The organism is Streptomyces sp. CO7 (assembly GCF_053474865.1).
The window spans coordinates 31,846-49,253 of sequence record NZ_JBRIOU010000008.1; the positions used below are offsets into that span (position 1 = coordinate 31,846).

16 protein-coding genes and 3 tRNA genes are annotated in these 17,408 nt (G+C 72.3%); 10 read left to right on the forward strand and 9 right to left on the reverse strand.

The window, feature by feature from the left end:
• Nucleotides 1-576 (reverse strand): hypothetical protein (locus tag ACOV8S_RS24995; protein ID WP_448320478.1); only part of this gene is annotated, 576 nt, incomplete at its 3' end.
• Between the two features lie 247 nt (nucleotides 577-823).
• On the opposite strand from ACOV8S_RS24995, the gene ACOV8S_RS25000 reads away from it, so the two are divergent.
• Both ACOV8S_RS25000 and ACOV8S_RS25005 read left to right on the forward strand, forming a co-directional pair.
• The gene (locus ACOV8S_RS25000) at nucleotides 824-1,903 is read left to right on the forward strand and encodes a Leu/Phe/Val dehydrogenase (RefSeq protein WP_448320856.1); all 1,080 of its coding nucleotides are present in this window, start codon (nucleotides 824-826) and stop codon (nucleotides 1,901-1,903) included.
• A gap of 426 nt (nucleotides 1,904-2,329) precedes the next feature.
• Nucleotides 2,330-2,575: a DUF3073 domain-containing protein gene (locus ACOV8S_RS25005; protein ID WP_108956261.1), complete on the forward strand. Its 246-nt coding sequence runs from the start codon at nucleotides 2,330-2,332 to the stop codon at nucleotides 2,573-2,575.
• Between the two features lie 145 nt (nucleotides 2,576-2,720).
• On the opposite strand, the gene purM is transcribed toward ACOV8S_RS25005, so the two are convergent.
• From purM to purS, 6 genes are all read right to left on the reverse strand, one after another.
• Nucleotides 2,721-3,788: a phosphoribosylformylglycinamidine cyclo-ligase gene (gene purM / locus ACOV8S_RS25010; protein WP_448320479.1), complete on the reverse strand. Its 1,068-nt coding sequence runs from the start codon at nucleotides 3,786-3,788 to the stop codon at nucleotides 2,721-2,723.
• Nucleotides 3,789-3,899: 111 nt separating this feature from the next.
• Nucleotides 3,900-5,420 carry an amidophosphoribosyltransferase gene (purF, locus tag ACOV8S_RS25015; protein ID WP_448320481.1) on the reverse strand — a complete coding sequence of 507 codons (1,521 nt, stop codon included), beginning with the start codon at nucleotides 5,418-5,420 and terminating at the stop codon, nucleotides 3,900-3,902.
• Nucleotides 5,421-5,698: 278 nt separating this feature from the next.
• On the reverse strand, nucleotides 5,699-6,508 hold the full coding sequence (locus tag ACOV8S_RS25020; RefSeq protein ID WP_448320482.1) for a sterol carrier family protein: 810 nt from the start codon (nucleotides 6,506-6,508) through the stop codon (nucleotides 5,699-5,701).
• A 193-nt stretch (nucleotides 6,509-6,701) separates the two neighbouring features.
• Nucleotides 6,702-8,963, reverse strand: coding sequence for a phosphoribosylformylglycinamidine synthase subunit PurL (gene purL, locus ACOV8S_RS25025; protein WP_448320483.1), 2,262 nt, complete (start codon nucleotides 8,961-8,963; stop codon nucleotides 6,702-6,704).
• Nucleotides 8,960-9,661, reverse strand: coding sequence for a phosphoribosylformylglycinamidine synthase subunit PurQ (purQ, locus tag ACOV8S_RS25030; protein WP_448320485.1), 702 nt, complete (start codon nucleotides 9,659-9,661; stop codon nucleotides 8,960-8,962). The genes purL and purQ overlap by 4 nt, the downstream gene beginning before the upstream one ends.
• A complete protein-coding gene (gene purS, locus ACOV8S_RS25035; RefSeq protein ID WP_108956272.1) occupies nucleotides 9,658-9,921 on the reverse strand; it encodes a phosphoribosylformylglycinamidine synthase subunit PurS in 264 nt (87 codons plus the stop codon). The genes purQ and purS overlap by 4 nt, the downstream gene beginning before the upstream one ends.
• 393 nt (nucleotides 9,922-10,314) lie before the next feature.
• Between purS and ACOV8S_RS25040 the strand changes: the two genes are divergently transcribed.
• The 8 genes from ACOV8S_RS25040 (at nucleotide 10,315) to ACOV8S_RS25075 (ending at nucleotide 15,028) form a co-directional block, all read left to right on the forward strand.
• Entirely contained in the window at nucleotides 10,315-10,635 is a 321-nt protein-coding gene (locus tag ACOV8S_RS25040) for a histone-like nucleoid-structuring protein Lsr2 (RefSeq protein WP_448320487.1), read from the forward strand.
• A 116-nt stretch (nucleotides 10,636-10,751) separates the two neighbouring features.
• Nucleotides 10,752-10,823 (forward strand) — tRNA-Gly (locus ACOV8S_RS25045).
• Nucleotides 10,824-10,910: 87 nt separating this feature from the next.
• Nucleotides 10,911-10,986: transfer RNA gene (locus ACOV8S_RS25050), tRNA-Gly, on the forward strand.
• 133 nt (nucleotides 10,987-11,119) lie between these two features.
• Nucleotides 11,120-12,145 carry an ABC transporter ATP-binding protein gene (locus ACOV8S_RS25055; protein ID WP_448320489.1) on the forward strand — a complete coding sequence of 342 codons (1,026 nt, stop codon included), beginning with the start codon at nucleotides 11,120-11,122 and terminating at the stop codon, nucleotides 12,143-12,145.
• Complete coding sequence (locus ACOV8S_RS25060; protein WP_448320490.1) at nucleotides 12,142-12,948, forward strand: ABC transporter permease; 807 nt, start codon at nucleotides 12,142-12,144, stop codon at nucleotides 12,946-12,948. Before ACOV8S_RS25055 ends, ACOV8S_RS25060 begins: the two co-directional genes overlap by 4 nt.
• A gap of 41 nt (nucleotides 12,949-12,989) precedes the next feature.
• Nucleotides 12,990-14,318 carry a sensor histidine kinase gene (locus tag ACOV8S_RS25065; RefSeq protein ID WP_448320492.1) on the forward strand — a complete coding sequence of 443 codons (1,329 nt, stop codon included), beginning with the start codon at nucleotides 12,990-12,992 and terminating at the stop codon, nucleotides 14,316-14,318.
• Nucleotides 14,315-14,929 carry a response regulator transcription factor gene (locus tag ACOV8S_RS25070; RefSeq protein ID WP_448320493.1) on the forward strand — a complete coding sequence of 205 codons (615 nt, stop codon included), beginning with the start codon at nucleotides 14,315-14,317 and terminating at the stop codon, nucleotides 14,927-14,929. Before ACOV8S_RS25065 ends, ACOV8S_RS25070 begins: the two co-directional genes overlap by 4 nt.
• Nucleotides 14,930-14,952: 23 nt before the next feature.
• Nucleotides 14,953-15,028: transfer RNA gene (locus ACOV8S_RS25075), tRNA-Gly, on the forward strand.
• 49 nt (nucleotides 15,029-15,077) lie between these two features.
• Here the strand turns inward: ACOV8S_RS25075 and ACOV8S_RS25080 are convergent.
• Both ACOV8S_RS25080 and ACOV8S_RS25085 read right to left on the reverse strand, forming a co-directional pair.
• Complete coding sequence (locus ACOV8S_RS25080; RefSeq protein WP_448320495.1) at nucleotides 15,078-15,977, reverse strand: phosphoribosylaminoimidazolesuccinocarboxamide synthase; 900 nt, start codon at nucleotides 15,975-15,977, stop codon at nucleotides 15,078-15,080.
• 165 nt (nucleotides 15,978-16,142) lie between these two features.
• Nucleotides 16,143-17,408: N,N-dimethylformamidase beta subunit family domain-containing protein (locus ACOV8S_RS25085; protein WP_448320496.1), on the reverse strand; the 1,266-nt coding region annotated here is incomplete at its 5' end.

Consider the following 17,408-nt stretch of genomic DNA (forward strand, 5'->3'; position numbering starts at 1 on the left):
CTCGCGCACCGTGCGCAGGCCGCGCGCCAGGCGCCGCCGGGCGTCGACCATGCGGGTCCGGTAGCGGAGCACCGGCACTCCGCCGTCCGTGCCGGGGCGCCACTCCCGTTCGTCGTCGGCGACCAGCACGAACCAGTGCCCCGGCACGTGCCAGGTGGCGCTGCGGATCCAGGGCCGGGCGTCCGGATGGCGGGTCAGCCACCGCTCGTAGTCGCGGCCGGCCTCCTCGCGCACCACCGGCGGCAGCACGGCGTCCAGGACGGTCGGCGGAAGGTCCGTCCCGAAGTCCCGCAGGGCCTGCCAGCCGCGCAGCCGGGTCCGCCAGGGGCACACGCAGACCACGCCGTCCACCTCCGTGACGAACGCGTCCCCGCTCTCGTGCACCGGCACCGGCGACGGCGGGGTGGCCAGCAGGTCGGCGAGCGAACGCCGCAGCTCGTCCTGGCAAGTGGGCCGTCCCGGGCGGGCCGCGTAACGCTCCCAGTGGGCGCGCTCATCCCGCGGGAAGGCCGCCAGTGGCTCGTAGACCCGCAGATAGGCCGGATAGGGAACGATCACCGAGGTCACCTTGGGCACCCCTCCACCCTCCCCGAGGGCCGACGTCCGAAACCCGTCCCACCAGGATCCGAAGTGGGCGCAATGCTGGGAAAAGCAGCCAGAACCGTCTAGGCCCGGACCGGCGCGTACTCCTCGCGTGGATGATCCTGTGTGGAGGCGGTCAGGGCGGCTCTCCAGGCTCTACCCTCGTGCCACGGTTCCCGCCACCCGTACGGGGACCGCCGTAACCGCCGCTTCTCATCCAGGAGTCACCACCGTGACCGAAATGACCGACGGCGTCCTGCACACCCTGTTCCAGTCGGAGCAAGGGGGGCATGAGCAGGTCGTGCTCTGCCAGGACCGCGCCAGCGGACTGAAGGCCGTGATCGCCATCCACTCCACCGCCCTGGGCCCCGCCCTCGGCGGGACGCGCTTCCACCCCTACGCCACGGAGGCCGAGGCCGTCGCCGACGCCCTCAACCTGGCCCGCGGGATGTCGTACAAGAACGCCATGGCAGGCCTCGAGCACGGCGGCGGCAAGGCGGTGATCATAGGGGACCCGCAGAAGCACAAGACCGAGGAACTCCTGCGCGCCTACGGCCGGTTCGTCGCCTCGCTGGGCGGCCGGTACGTCACGGCCTGCGACGTCGGCACCTACGTCGCGGACATGGACGTGGTGGCCCAGGAGTGCCGCTGGACCACCGGCCGGTCCCCGCAGAACGGCGGGGCGGGTGACTCCTCGGTGCTCACCTCGTTCGGCGTCTTCCAGGGCATGCGGGCCTCCGCCCAGCACCTGTGGGGCGACCCCACGCTGCGCGGCCGCACCGTGGGCATCGCCGGCGTCGGCAAGGTCGGGCGCCACCTGGTGGAGCACCTGCTGTCGGACGGCGCCGAGGTGATCGTCACCGACGTGCGCGAGGAGGCCGTACGGGCACTGCTCGCGCAGCACCCGTCGGTGCGGGTCGCGGCGGACGCGGAGGAACTGGTCCGCACGCCGGGCCTGGACATCTACGCCCCGTGCGCCCTCGGCGGCGCGCTCGACGACGCCACCGTGGCGGCGCTCACCGCGACGGTGGTGTGCGGCGCGGCCAACAACCAGCTGGCCCACCCCGGCATCGAGAAGGACCTCGCCGACCGGGGCATCCTCTACGCGCCGGACTACGTGGTGAACGCCGGCGGCGTGATCCAGGTGGCCGACGAGCTCCTCGGTTTCGACTTCGACCGGGCCAGGGCCAAGGCGACGAAGATCTTCGACACCACCCTGGAGCTGTTCGCCCGGGCGAAGGCGGACGGCATCCCGCCGGCCGCCGCGGCCGACCGGATCGCCGAGCAAAGGATGGCCGAATCCCGTCGGTCGGGTCGATGACCCGGTCCGCCTGACACGGCGGCACCCTCGCGCACGAGACCGGCGCGTCAACTTCTCGCCCGACCTTTCGCCCTCCGGAGTGAAGAATCGTGTCGGTGACGGGGCGGTGACGCGCCGATTTCGTGCGGATGATCGCCTCGCGGTACCGGTGTTCGGAGGTCAGAGGCCCGGACAGCGGGAGACAACGGTCACTTGTCCGGGCGGGTCTTCCGGGCGGAAGTGGTTAAAATCGGCACTGACCAGCGGGGACAGGGCACCTCGCGGGTACTGGGCACACACGCTTGGTGCGGGCGACGTACCGTATGGGCGTGGGCTCAGGTACCGTGGAAGCCCTACAGACCGGTCTCTCTGCGGAGAGTCCGTTCTGGATCATGAACGCGTCAAGACTCTGGGGCCGTCGCGCCCCGTCGTTGAGGGGGTCGAGCCATGGGGCGCGGCCGGGCCAAGGCCAAGCAGACGAAGGTCGCCCGCCAGCTGAAGTACAACAGCGGCGGGACGGATCTCTCACGCCTGGCCGAGGAGCTGGGCGCATCGACGTCGAATCCGACGCCTAACGGCGAGCGGTTCGAGGACGATGAGCAGGACGACGACCTGTATTCGCGGTACGCCGAGCTCTACGGGGCCGACGACGAGGACGAGGACGAAGAGTCCTCTCACCGTCGCGGCGCCTGACAGCGTTCACCGCTCATACCGATCTGGACCCGGTTCGGTGCTTCGGCACCGAGCCGGGTTCAGTGTTGCCCCGGACCGGCCGGCGCCGCCACCGCGGTGCCTCCGGTCCCGGCGGACGACGCGCCCGCCGGGACCGAAGGTGTGATCACGCGGCGTAGTCGCCGGTCAGCTCCGCGCCCGTGGCGTGCTCGCTCCGGGCGACGATCTCGCCGGCCACCCAGGACTCGACTCCGCGGTCGGCCAGCGTGGACAGCGCGACCTCGACGGACTCCTGCGGGACGACGGCCATCATGCCGACGCCCATGTTGAGGGTCTTCTCCAGCTCCAGCCGCTCGACCCCGCCGGTCCGGCCGACCAGCGAGAAGATCGGGTCCGGCGTCCAGGTGGACCGGTCGACCACGGCGTGCAGACCGTCCGGGATCACCCGGGCCAGGTTGGCCGCCAGGCCGCCGCCGGTGATGTGGCTGAAGGCGTGCACCTCGCAGGTGCGCATCAGGGCCAGGCAGTCCAGCGAGTAGATCTTGGTCGGCTCCAGCAGCTCCTCGCCGAGGGTGCGGCCCAGCTCCTCGACGTGCGCGTCGAGCGCCATGCCGGCGCGCTCGAGCAGCACGTGGCGCACCAGCGAGTAGCCGTTGGAGTGCAGACCGGAGGAGGCCATCGCGATCACCGCGTCGCCCTCCCGGATCCGGTCCGGGCCGAGCAGCGCGTCGGCCTCGACCACGCCCGTGCCGGCGCCGGCCACGTCGAAGTCGTCGGCCCCGAGCAGGCCCGGGTGCTCCGCCGTCTCGCCGCCGACCAGGGCGCAGCCGGCCAGGACGCAGCCCTCGGCGATGCCCTTGACGATCGCGGCCACCCGCTCCGGATGGACCTTGCCCACGCAGATGTAGTCGGTCATGAAGAGCGGCTCGGCGCCGCAGACCACGATGTCGTCCATGACCATGGCGACCAGGTCGTGGCCGATGGCGTCGTAGACGCCCATCTGCCGGGCGATGTCGACCTTGGTGCCGACGCCGTCGGTGGCCGAGGCGAGCAGCGGGCGCTCGTAGTTCTTGAGGGCGGAGGCGTCGAAGAGGCCGGCGAAACCGCCGAGGCCGCCGAGCACCTCGGGGCGCTGCGTCTTCTTCACCCATTCCTTCATGAGCTCGACGGCGCGGTCGCCCGCCTCGATGTCGACGCCTGCAGCCGCGTAGCTGGCACCTGTCTCAGTGGACATGACTGTGTGAGCTTTCTGTCGGGTGTACAGCTGGAGCGCTGCGAGGGATCTGCGAGGGGCCGGAGGCCGTCGCCGGGCCCCGCGAGGGACCCGGCGACGCGCGTCGGCGGGCTACGGACGCCGGATGGCGGCGCTGGCGGCGGTCTCCACCGGCGCGGCCAGCTCCGTCTCGAGCAGCTGCTTGCCGAGCAGCTCGGGGTCGGGCAGGTCCATCGGGTACTCGCCGTCGAAGCAGGCACGGCAGAGGTTCGGCTTGGCGATGGTGGTCGCCTCGATCATGCCGTCGATGGAGATGTAGGCGAGCGAGTCGGCGCCCAGCGAGGTGCCGATCTCGTCGATGCTCATGCCGTTGGCGATCAGCTCCGCGCGGGTGGCGAAGTCGATGCCGAAGAAGCAGGGCCACTTCACCGGAGGCGAGGAGATCCGGATGTGGACCTCGGCCGCGCCGGCCTCGCGGAGCATCCGGACCAGTGCGCGCTGGGTGTTGCCGCGGACGATGGAGTCGTCCACCACGACCAGGCGCTTGCCCTTGATGACTTCCTTGAGCGGGTTCAGCTTCAGCCGGATGCCCAGCTGGCGGATGGTCTGCGAGGGCTGGATGAAGGTCCGGCCGACGTAGGCGTTCTTGACCAGGCCGGCGCCGAACGGGATGCCGGAGGCCTCCGCGTAGCCGATCGCGGCGGGGGTGCCGGACTCGGGCGTCGCTATGACCAGGTCGGCCTCGGCGGGCGCCTCGGCGGCGAGGCGGCGGCCCATCTCCACGCGGGAGAGGTACACGTTCCGGCCGGCGATGTCGGTGTCCGGGCGGGCCAGGTACACGTACTCGAAGACGCAGCCCTTGGGGCGGGCCTCGGCGAAGCGGGAGGAGCGCAGGCCGTTCTCGTCTATCGCGACGAACTCGCCGGGCTCGATCTCGCGCACGTAGCTGGCGCCGCAGATGTCCAGCGCCGCCGACTCGGAGGCGATCACCCAGCCGCGCTCCAGACGCCCCAGGACCAGCGGGCGGATGCCCTGCGGGTCACGGGCGGCGTAGAGCGTGTGCTCGTCCATGAAGACCAGGGAGAAGGCTCCGCGGACCTTCGGGAGGATGCGGGCGGCGGCCGCCTCGATGGACAGCGGCTTGCCGTCCTCGTCCGTCTGGCCGGCCAGCAGGGCCGTCACCAGGTCGGTGTCGTTGGTCGCGGCGGGGGCGGAGCCGTTGTTCCGCTCGGGCAGCTCGGCGACCAGGCCGGCGAGTTCCGCCGTGTTGACCAGGTTGCCGTTGTGGGCGAGGGCGATGGATCCCTGCGCGGTCGCCCGGAAGGTCGGCTGGGCGTTCTCCCAGACGGAGGCGCCGGTGGTCGAGTAGCGGGCGTGTCCGACCGCGATGTGACCCTGCAGGGAGCTGAGAGAGGTCTCGTCGAAGACCTGGGACACGAGGCCCATGTCCTTGAAGACGAGGATCTGGGAGCCGTTGCTGACCGCGATTCCCGCGGATTCCTGACCCCGATGCTGGAGGGCGTAGAGCCCGAAGTACGAGAGCTTGGCGACCTCTTCACCCGGAGCCCAGACACCGAAGACGCCGCAAGCGTCCTGGGGGCCCTTTTCGCCGGGAAGAAGGTCGTGATTGAGGAGACCGTCACCACGAGGCACGTCTTCGAGTGTAGGGGAGGACGGCCGTTGCGCCGAATGGAGCAGTACGGGAACGAATGCCGAAGACACCGTGCCGACCGGCCGGGCGGGACCTTGTTTCCGCAGGTCAGAGGCGGTGTTCGGACGCGTTGACAGGCTCGCTGCGGGCGGTGGCGCCGACGGGCGGGGACTTCCGGCGGCCTCACGAGTGAGACGACGCACACCCCCCCGTCCACGGAGCGGACAGCCTCGTCCACGGACCGTGACCCGCGGCCCCCGGGCCGGCGCCGTTCGCGTGGTCAGCCGATCACGGGCAGCCACGGGGAGAGGTCGGCGCGCTCGCCGCTAGCGGACACCGAGCCCGCCTCCCGGGCCTGCTCCCAGCCGAGCCGGCCCGAGGCGAGACGGAGCCAGGTCAGCGGGTCGGTCTCGACCACGTTCGGCGGCGTGCCCCGGGTGTGCCGCAGGCCCTCCACGCACTGCACGACGGCGAACGGCGGCACCCGGACCTCGGTGGAGCCGCCCGGCGCGGCGTACGCGAGGGCGTCGGCGAGGACCCGGACGGCCGCGGCGAGAGCCTGCCGGTCCTGGGTCGTCTGCGGGCCCCCCACGGCGGCCAGGGCGGCGTTCAGGTCGTCGGTGTGGACGGCGAGTTCGACGCAGCGGGTGGCCAGGTAATCGGTGAGGGTCAGGGCGCCGGTCCTGGCAGCGAGGAGGCGGCGGCCGGGGTGGGCCTCCAGGTCCCCGGCGAGCCGCTCGGCGGTCTCGGCGTAGAGGGCGTCCAGGTCCGGGCGCGCCTCGGCGAGGTCCCGGGCGGACGCGGCGACGCTCTCGGCGTGCCGGGCGGCGGTGCCCGTCCAGGTGGCGGGGATCAGCTCGGCCTTCGGCGGCTCGGGGAGCTCGAGCAGGCGGCTGGTACTGGCGACGCCGAAGGCGATGTGGGCGACAAGGTCACGGACCGTCCAGTCGCCCATCTGGGCGGGGGCGGCGAGCTGCTCGGGCGTCAGATCCCCGACCGTCCGGCGCAGGTTGGCGAACTGGGCCAGCACCGCGGTGCGGGTGCGGAGCGGGTCGTAGGTGCGGGGCTTCTTCCGCGTGCCGGGTGCCATGCGGGCGAGCGTAACGGGTCCTCACCCGGAGCCGGACGGACCGTCACCCGGGGGGCCGGACCGAGCCCGAACGCCCCGGGCACCGTGGCCGTGGCGCGGGTCTCCCGGGGCCGGACGGGCGAACGGCCGCGACCGGACGCGAAGGCACCCGGCGCCGCACGGGGCGGGGCCGGGTGCCTCGGAGCGGGCCGGGTCAGGCGAGCAGACCCTCGATCACGCCCTCGTGGGCGGAGCGCAGTTCGGCCAGGGGGAGCGTGAACTCGCCCTGAACCTCGACGGCGTCGCCGTCGACCACGCCGATCCGGGTGGCCGGCAGGCCCCGCGCGCCGCACATGTCGGTGAAGCGCAGTTCCTCGGAGCGCGGCACCGACACGATCGCGCGGCCCGCGGACTCGGAGAACAGGAAGGTGAACGCGTCCAGAGCGTCCGGCACGACCAGCCGCGCGCCCTTCCCGCCCTCGAGGGCGGACTCGACCACGGCCTGGATCAGACCGCCGTCGGACAGGTCGTGGGCGGCGTCGACCATGCCGTCACGGGAGGCGGAGATCAGGATCTCGCCGAGCAGCCGCTCCCGCTCCAGGTCCACCTTGGGCGGCAGGCCGCCGAGGTGGTCGTGGATCACCTGCGACCAGGCGGAACCGCCGAACTCCGGCTCGGTGTCGCCGAGCAGGTAGATCAGCTGGCCCTCCTCGCGGAAGGCGGCCGGGGTACGGCGGGCCACGTCGTCGATCACGCCGAGCACGGCGACGACCGGCGTCGGGTGGATGGCCGCCTCGCCCGTCTGGTTGTAGAGCGAGACGTTGCCGCCGGTGACCGGGGTGCCGAGCTGGAGGCAGCCGTCGGCCAGACCGCGCACGGCCTCCACGAACTGCCACATCACCGCCGGGTCCTCGGGGGAGCCGAAGTTGAGGCAGTCCGAGACGGCCAGCGGCTTGGCGCCGGTGGCGGCCACGTTGCGGTAGGCCTCGGCCAGCGCCAGCTGCGCGCCCGTGTACGGGTCGAGCTTGGCGTAGCGGCCGTTGCCGTCGGTGGCGATGGCGACGCCGAGGCCGGTCTCCTCGTCGACGCGGATCATGCCCGAGTCGCCCTCGGTGCGGGCGAGGACCGTGTTGCCCTGCACGAGGTGGTCGTACTGGGAGGTGATCCACGCCTTGGAGGCCTGGTTCGGGGAACCGACCAGCTTCAGGACCTGGGCCCGCAGCTCGTCGGAGCTCTCCGGACGGGGCAGCTTGGCGGCGTCGTCGGCCTGCAGCGCGTCCTGCCAGTCGGGGCGCGCGTACGGGCGGTCGTAGACCGGGCCCTCGTGGGCGACGGTCCGAGCGTCTACGTCGACGATCTTGCCGCCGTGCCAGTAGATCTCCAGGCGGTCGCCGTCGGTGACCTCGCCGATGACGGTGGCGATGACGTCCCACTTCTCGCAGATCTCGAGGAAGCGGTCGACCTTCGCCGGCTCGACCACGGCGCACATGCGCTCCTGCGACTCGCTCATGAGGATTTCCTCGGGCGAGAGCGTGGAGTCGCGCAGCGGCACGTCGTCGAGCTCGACGCGCATGCCGCCGGAGCCGTTGGAGGCGAGCTCGGAGGTGGCGCAGGACAGACCGGCCGCGCCGAGGTCCTGGATGCCGACGACGAGCTTCTCCCGGAAGGCCTCCAGGGTGCACTCGATGAGGAGCTTCTCCTGGAAGGGGTCGCCCACCTGGACGGCCGGGCGCTTGGAGGGCTTGGCGTCGTCGAAGGTCTCGGAGGCGAGGATGGACGCGCCGCCGATGCCGTCGCCGCCGGTGCGGGCGCCGTAGAGGATGACCTTGTTGCCGGCGCCGGACGCCTTGGCCAGGTGGATGTCCTCGTGGCGCATCACGCCGATGGCGCCGGCGTTGACCAGCGGGTTGCCCTGGTAGCAGGCGTCGAAGACGACCTCGCCGCCGATGTTGGGCAGGCCCAGGCAGTTGCCGTAGCCGCTGATGCCCGCGACCACGCCGGGCAGCACGCGCCGGGTGTCGGGGTGGTCGGCCGCGCCGAAGCGCAGCGGGTCGACCACGGCGACCGGGCGGGCGCCCATCGCGATGATGTCGCGCACGATGCCGCCGACGCCGGTCGCGGCGCCCTGGTAGGGCTCCACGTACGACGGGTGGTTGTGCGACTCCACCTTGAAGGTGACCGCGTAGCCCTGGCCGACGTCGACCACGCCGGCGTTCTCGCCGATGCCGACCAGCATCGCCTCGGACTGCGGGGCCTTCTCGCCGAACTGGCGCAGGTGGACCTTGGAGGACTTGTAGGAGCAGTGCTCGGACCACATCACCGAGTACATGGCGAGCTCGGCGCCGGTCGGGCGGCGGCCGAGGATCTCGCGGATGCGCGCGTACTCGTCCTTGTTCAGGCCGAGTTCGGCCCAGGGCTGCTCCACGTCGGGGGTCGCGGCCGCGTGCTCGACCGTGTCCAGAGGGGTGCGGCTCATGCGGTGACCAGCTTCTTGAGGATCGAGGTGAAGAACGGCAGGCCGTCGGTGCCGCCGCCGGTGAGGGACTCCACGGCGTGCTCCGGGTGCGGCATCAGGCCGACGACGTTCCCGGCCTCGTTGGTGATGCCGGCGATGTCGCGCAGCGAGCCGTTGGGGTTGCCGTAGCCGTCCGCGTCCGCGCCGTCGGTCAGGTAGCGGAAGGCCACCCGCCCCTCGGCCTCCAGCTTGTCGAGCGTGTACTCGTCCGCGGTGTAGCGGCCGTCGGCGTTCTTCAGCGGGATCAGGATCTCCTGGCCCGCCTCGTAGTCCGAGGTCCAGGCGGTGTCCGCGTTCTCCACCCGCAGCTTCTGGTCACGGCAGATGAAGTGCAGGTGGTTGTTGCGCAGCATCGCGCCGGGCAGCAGGTGCGTCTCGGCGAGGATCTGGAAGCCGTTGCAGATGCCGAGGACGGGAAGCCCGGCCCTGGCCTGCTCGATGAGCGTCTCCATCACCGGCGAGAAGCGGGAGATGGCGCCGGCCCGCAGGTAGTCGCCGTAGGAGAACCCGCCCGGCAGGACGACGGCGTCGACCTGCTTGAGGTCCTTGTCCTTGTGCCAAAGGGCGACGGGCTCGGCCCCGGCGATCCGGATCGCGCGCTGCGCGTCACGGTCGTCGAGGCTTCCGGGGAAAGTGACGACGCCGATACGGGTGGTCACTTCGCCGCCTCCGCGACTTCCTCCACCTTGACGGTGAAGTCCTCGATCACGGTGTTCGCGAGGAAGGATTCGGCGAGCTCGTGGATACGGGCGAGGGCCGCATCGTCGACAGGACCGTCGACCTCGAGCTCGAAACGCTTTCCCTGACGGACGTCGGAGATGCCCTCGAAACCGAGGCGCGGCAGCGCGCGCTGGACCGCCTGGCCCTGGGGGTCGAGGATCTCCGGCTTGAGCATGACGTCGACTACGACGCGTGCCACTGGCACTCCCGATGTTGGTGCTGAGCAGGTTCCTTCAGACTACCCGGACAAAATTTCTACGCGAGTAGATTAGTAGGAAACTACGTGTTCCGCATCACTTCAGGATGAGTCTTTCCTTGATCCCCCGGGCATTGCCGTACATGATCGCCGAGCCGCCGGAAAAGGAGGAGACGATTCTCCTGGATTTCGTGCCGCAACCCGCGAAACGATTTCCCCGCACTTCCCCTTATGACGACCGGCCCTGTACAAAGTAATTGTCGGCCGGAGGACATTCGGCCGGCACAACCGGACGGCCCGGTGGTCCACGGCGCGTCCCGGAGGACGTTTCGGCACGTCACGCCGTTCGGCGGCATCCGGGAACCGACGGGGTCCCGCAGGAAAGGACCGATATTCGTGGCTCAGCGTGTCGTGGTCACCCTCTCCGACGACATCGACGGCTCACAGGCGGCGGAAACGGTCGCTTTCGGCCTCGACGGCCGGACGTACGAGATCGACCTGAACGAAACGAATGCCGGGAAGCTGCGCGAAGCGCTCGCCCCGTACGTCGAGGCGGGCCGTAAGCGCGCGCGTTCCGGAAAGGTCTACCGGCAGACCGAGGTCGCTCCCGACCCGGCGGCCGTACGCGCCTGGGCCCAGGCGCACAGCATGGAGGTGCCGGCCCGCGGCCGCATCCCCAAGCGGGTCTACGAGGCGTTCGCGGCGGCGCGGGGCTGACGGGCCGGACGACTTCCGCGCCCCTCCGGCGAATGGACTTGCGCAGCACCCCGGGTGATCAGTTAGAGTTCAGGCACGCCGAGGGGCGAGGCCGGAAGGCCGGAACCCCGAACCGTGCGGGTGTAGTTCAGTAGTAGAACACCCCCCTTCCAGGGGGGAGGCGCAGTGTGCGATCCCTGTCACCCGCTCTTCATCGGCCGATCCGGTCCGGAGTACCCCTCCGCATCCGGTAGGCTGGTGCTCGCACCGATCGGTGAAAGCCGGTCGGAGGCTATGCGGACGTAGCTCAGTTGGTAGAGCGCAACCTTGCCAAGGTTGAGGTCGCGAGTTCGAGCCTCGTCGTCCGCTCCAGTTCCGAAGGCCCCGGTCATCAGACCGGGGCCTTCGGCGTTTCCCCGGTCCGGAGTTCGCTGCTGACATTTGTCATACGAGCCGATGACAGCAGGCACTGTCGCGGGTCCTCGCCCGGCGGAATGCTGAGGCCATGGACATCAGCGAACGCGAGCAGGTGATCGAGGTCACCGACCTGCGCCGCGTCTACCAGGGCGGCTACGAGGCGGTACGGGGCATCTCCTTCTCGGTGGGCCGGGGCGAGATCTTCGCGCTGCTCGGCACCAACGGGGCGGGCAAGACCTCGACGGTGGAACTGCTGGAGGGCATGGACCGCCCGGCCGGCGGCCGGATCCGGGTCCTCGGCCACGACCCGTACGCGGAGCGCGCGGCCGTGCGGCCCCGGACCGGCGTGATGCTCCAGGAGGGCGGCTTCCCCTCCGAGCTGACGGTCGCGGAGACGGCGCGGATGTGGGCCGGCTGCACCAGCGGCGCCCGGCCGGAGGGCGAGGTGCTCCAGCTGGTCGGCCTGCGCGGCCGTGCGGACGTGAAGGTCAAGCAGCTCTCCGGGGGCGAGCGCCGCCGCCTGGACCTGGCGCTGGCCCTGCTGGGCGACCCCGAGGTGCTGTTCCTCGACGAGCCCACCACCGGGCTGGACGCGGAGGGCCGCCGGGAGACCTGGGACCTGGTGCGCGCCCTGCGCGACCAGGGCACCACCGTGCTGCTGACCACGCACTACCTGGAGGAGGCCGAGGACCTCGCCGACCGGCTGGCCATCCTGCACGACGGCCGGATCGCCGTCGCCGGGACGCCCGCCGAGGTGACCGCCACCCGGCCCTCCCGGATCTCCTTCGAGCTGCCCTCGGGGCTCCTGCCGGGCGACCTGCCGCCGCTCGCCCCGATGGGCGTCCTCGACCACCACACCGAGGGTTCGCTGCTGCGCCTGCACACCCGTGAACTCCAGCGCACCGCCACCGCGCTGCTGACCTGGGCCGCCGCCGAGGGCGTCGAGCTGCGCCGCCTCGAACTGCGCTCCGCCTCCCTGGAGGAGGCGTTCCTCGACATCGCCCGCCAGGCCGGCGGTCGCCGCGACCCCGCGGGCGCGGTCACCGAGTCCGCCCTGGAGCAGGGCACCGCCACGGGGCGGACCACCGCCCGGGAGACGGAGAAGACCGCATGAGCACTCCCACGACCGCCGCCGGCTCCGCCCGCCGGGGCGCGACCACCCCCGCCGGACGCCTGCGGGCCCTGGCCCGGGCCGAGTTCACGCTGCTGCTCCGCAACCGCAGCGCGGTGATCACGGCGATGGTGGTTCCGCTGCTGCTGCCGTTCAGCGTCCAGCAGGGCATGCGCGAGATCGACCTGGCGGCCCACGGACTCAGCCTGGGCGTGATGATGCTGTCCGCCGGCATCGGCTTCTCGATGCTCTTCGCCGTCTACGCCACCCTGGTGTCCACCTACGTCTCCCGCCGCGAGGAGCTGGTGCTCAAGCGGCTGCGCACGGGTGAGGCCTCCGACGTGGAGATCCTCGGCGGGACCGCCGCCCCGGTGCTCGCCGTCAGCATGGTCCAGTCGCTGCTGCTGGGCGTCGCCTGCGCCGTGCTGCTGGACATCGGCGCCCCGCGCGCCCCGCACCTGCTGGTGCTCGGCGTCGTCCTGGGCGCCCTGCTGTGCGCGGCGCTGGGCGCGGCCACGGCGGGGCTCACCAGGACGGTGGAGAGCAGCCAGGTCACCTCGCTGCCGTTCCTCTTCCTGACGGCCGTCACGTCCGGCATGACCTTCCCGACCGAGATCATGCCCGACCGGGTCGCCGCGGTGCTCGACCTGCTGCCGCTGTCCCCGGTGGTCCGTCTGATCCGCGAGGGCTGGCTCGGCACGATGACCGCCGGCGAGGCGCTGACCGCCGTGGCCACGGCCCTGGCGTGGATCGTGCTCGGGGTCTTCGCCGTGCGACGCTGGTTCCGCTGGGACCCGCGGCGCTGAGAGGCACGGGCCCGAGGGCCGACCGGAGAGGGGAACAGCGCGTGCGGCAGTGGTGGGGGAGCAAGAGCACTCCGGCGAAGGTGGAGACCTACACGCGGTGGTCGTTCCACGGCTTCGCGCTGACCGAGACCGCGGTCGCGGTGCCGCTGGCCGCGCCCCTCGGGTTCCCCGACGCGGTGCCGGTCGCCCTGGTCGTCGTCACACACGCGCTGCTGTGCGCCGTGACCGCGTCCCGCGCCCTGGACTGGACCCGCGGCACGCGGGAGCGGCCGGGCCGGCTACTGCTGGCCCTCGGGCTCGTGACCGGCGCGGTGGCCGTGGCGGCCCTGCTGCTGGCGGGGAGGACCGAGGACCACGCCCTGCAGGAGGCGGCGGGCGCGGTGTTCGCGATGGTGCTGGCCTTCGGCGGCGGCATCCTGGTGCTCGGCGTCCGCAACCGGGCCCGGGTCCCGGCGGCGGTCTGCGGGTTCGGCGTGGGCACGGGCGTGGTGGCCCTGGCGGGCGGATCGCCGGTCGCCGTCGCGCTGTTCCTCACCCTCGTCATGGTGGCCGTCACCGGCTTCACGGCCTTCACCTCCGTCTTCACCGTGTGGCTGCTCGACGCCGTCTACGAGCTCGACGAGGCGCGGGAGAACCGGGCCCGGCTGGCCGTGGCGGAGGAGCGGCTGCGGTTCGGCCGGGACCTGCACGACGTGCTGGGGCGCAACCTCGCGGTGATCGCGCTCAAGGCCGAGCTGGCCGTTGAGCTGGCGCGGCGCGGACGGCCGGAGGCCGTGGACCAGATGACCGAGGTGGAGCGGATCGCTCAGGAGTCGCAGCGCGAGGTGCGCGCGGTGGTGCGCGGCTACCGCCGGGCCGACCTCGGGACCGAGATCGCCGGCGCGCAGGGCGTGCTGGAGGCGGCCGGGATCCGGTGCGAGGTCTCCGTGGCCAGCATGGACCTGCCCGCCGAGGTGCAGTCGGCGCTGGCCTGGGTGGTGCGGGAGGCGACGACCAACGTGCTGCGGCACGGGAACGCCCAGTGGTGCGCGGTGACCGCCACGACGAAGGACGGACGGGTGAGGCTGGTGGTGGAGAACGACGGCGCCGAGCGCGTCGCGAGCACGGGCGGCTCGGGGCTGGCCGGGCTGCGCGAACGCCTCGCCGAGGTGGGCGGGACGCTCACCGCCGGGCGGGGCGGATGCGGGGACGAGGGCGGATGCGGGGACGAGGGCGGCGAAGGTGACGTGAGCGAGGGCGGCGACGCCGGCAAGGGCGGGCACGGCGGCAAGGGCGGGGACGGCGGGACGTTCCGGCTGGTCGCCGAGGTTCCGGCCCGTGCGCCCGGCACCGGAGCCCGGCCCGAACCCGTGCTGGAGGCGGCCCCGTGAACGCGCCGGTACGTCTGCTGCTCGCCGACGACGAGCACTTGATCCGCGGCGCCCTCGCCGCGCTGCTCGCCCTGGAGGAGGACCTGGTGGTGGTCGCCGAGGCCGCCACCGGCCCGGAGGCGCTGGCCATGGCCCGGGCGCACCGGCCCGACGTGGCCGTCCTCGACCTGCAGATGCCGGGGGCGGACGGTGTGAAGGTGGCCACAGCGCTGCGCGCCGAACTGCCGGAGTGCCGGGTCCTGGTGGTGACCAGCCACGGGCAGCCCGGTCACCTCAAGCGGGCGCTGGCGGCGGGGGTGCGCGGGTTCGTGCCGAAGACGGTGAGCGCGCGCCGCCTGGCCGAGATCATCCGTACCGTGCACGCGGGGAACCGTTACGTCGACCCGGAGTTGGCGGCGGACGCGATCTCCGCCGGGGACTCGCCGCTGACCGCGCGGGAGGCCGAGGTGCTGGACCTGGCCTCGGACGGGGCGCCCGTCACCGAGATCGCGGAGCGGGCCGGGCTCTCCCCCGGGACGGTCCGCAACTACCTGTCCTCGGCCGTCTCCAAGCTGGGGGCGGAGAACCGTCACACAGCGGCGCGTACCGCTCGTGAGCGAGGTTGGGTATAGTTGCTCTCGCGCCACGGCGCAAGGCGGACGTAGCTCAGTTGGTAGAGCGCAACCTTGCCAAGGTTGAGGTCGCGAGTTCGAGCCTCGTCGTCCGCTCCAGTTCCGAAGGCCCCGGTCATCAGACCGGGGCCTTCGGCGTTCCGGGGCCTCAGCTCCAGGCGAGGCCGGTCAGGCGCTCGTAGGCCTCGAGGTACTTGGCGCGGGTCGCGTCGACGATCTCCTGCGGGAGGGCCGGCGGCGGCTGCTCGCCGTGGCGGTCCCAGCCGGAGGCGTCCGAGGTCAGCCAGTCGCGGACGAACTGCTTGTCGTAGGAGGGCTGGGCGTGGCCCGGCTCCCAGACGTCGGCGGGCCAGAAGCGGGAGGAGTCCGGGGTGAGCACCTCGTCGGCGATGATCAGTCGGTCGCCTGCGAAGCCGAACTCGAACTTGGTGTCGGCCAGGATGATCCCGCGGTCGCGGGCGATGTCACGGGCGCGGCCGTAGACGGCGAGCGTGGTCTGGCGCAGCAGCGCGGCGACCTCGGCGCCGACCTTGCGGGCGACCTCCTCGTAGGCGACGTTCTCGTCGTGCTCGCCGACCTCGGCCTTGGTGGCCGGGGTGAAGATGGGGGCGGGCAGTTCGGAGCCGTCCACCAGGCCCTCGGGCAGGGCGAGTCCGCAGACCGTGCGGGACTGCCGGTACTCGGCCAGGCCGGAGCCGGTCAGGTAGCCGCGCGCGACGCACTCGACCGGCACCATCTCGAGGTTCCTGCAGATCGTGGTGCGGCCCGCCCAGTCGGCGGGCGCGCCGGCCGGTACCTCGGTGCTCAGCACGTGGTGGGGCACCAGGTCGGCGAGCTGGTCGAACCACCACAGGGAGAGCTGGGTGAGCACGCGCCCCTTGTCGGGGATCTCGGTGGGCAGCACCCAGTCGTAGGCGGAGATGCGGTCGCTGGCGACCATCACGAGGTCGCCCGCCTCGTTGCGGTACAGGTCGCGCACCTTGCCGGTGTGCAGATGCACCAGGCCCGGCACCTGCACCGGCTCGGGCTTTTCGACGAATCCGGACACGGTTCCTCCCCGTGGTTTGGTCCAATGCCCCCGATTCTCCCGTACCGGGAGATCCGAGGCAGTCCGGGGGGCCTCGGGCGGTGCCCGTCCGTCCGTCGCCGGTCTGGGGCGGGCCGCGGCCGTCCGTCGCCGGCCGGGTCACCGGCACCGCGGGAGGGGAACCGTTCAGTCCCGTTTGCAGATGCGGTCCAGCAGGTTGGCGGTCACCTTCTGGATCCGCGGGTCGACATGGCCGGGCCGGTCGAGGGCCGGGGACCAGGCGAAGGTTCCGGAGGCGAAGACCAGCGCGCCGGAGGGCGCCCGGTACAGCGACGTCTCCTGGTGGCGCCGCACGCCCGCGGCGTCCGGGTACGGCGAGTGGGCGAGCAGCACCCGCTCGTCGTGGGCGGGCAGCGGGGCGCGCGGGAAGTAGCGGTCGGCCTCGCCGGCGACCAGCCCGGGGATCTCCTCGCCGTCGGCGACCCCGGCGCCCTCCCACAGCCAGTGGCCGGCGTTGCGGACGATCAGCGGGGCGGGCTCGGGCACCGGGCCGCCGTACTGGATGCCGAGGAGTTCCTGCTCGGGCCGGTCGACCTCCCGCCAGAGCACCGGGCGGCCCGGTCCCCGGCGCTTGCGGCAGGTGAGCAGCCGGTCCGGCTCCCCGGGGGCGGAGGGGCCCAGCTCCACCTGCCAGTACAGGGTGTTGGCCGACAGGAAGACCAGCGAGGTGCCCTGGTCGCGGGCGAGTTCCACGGTCCGGCGCATCGGCCGGGACCAGTACTCGTCGTGTCCGGGGAACACCAGGCCCCGGTAGCGGCCCGGGTCGACGCGGCCGGCGTGCAGGTCGCGGGCGTCGGCGTAGGCGAGGTCGTAGCCGTAGCGCTCGGCCCAGCGGATCACGTCGTAGGCGTGGCCGACGTGCAGGGGGAGTCCGGCACCCGCGTAGGGGCGGTCGAAGGAGACCGTGGTGGCCGCACCGGACTCGCCGAGCAGCCGGCCCTCGTCGTCCCAGGCGTGGTAGAGGCTGGCGCCGGTGACGCCGTCCTCCGGGTACAGGTTGTACGCCTGCCAGGTGATGTCGGGCAGCAGGAGCAGCAGGTCGGCGGGGCGGTTGTCGCGGACCGTGAACGGGACGTGGGAGCGGTGGCCGTCGGCGGTGGTCAGCACGGCGACGTACGCGCCGAGCTGCCAGTCGGCGGGCACGGTGAGCCGCCAGGACAGCCACCAGTGGTGGCAGGAGACGGTCCGTTCGGCGACCAGCGGCGGGGGCTGCACCAGGCCGGCCAGCCGGGGACTGCTGGTCACCTTGGTCGCGCCGTCGCCGCCGTAGTGGCCGATCCGGTAGACGTCGATGCCGAACTCCTGTGGCGGCTCGACGGTGACGCGGAAGTCGATCGGTTCCCCGGGGGCGACGGCGCCGGGTGAGGCGAAGCCCTTGATCTGGCGGCGTAC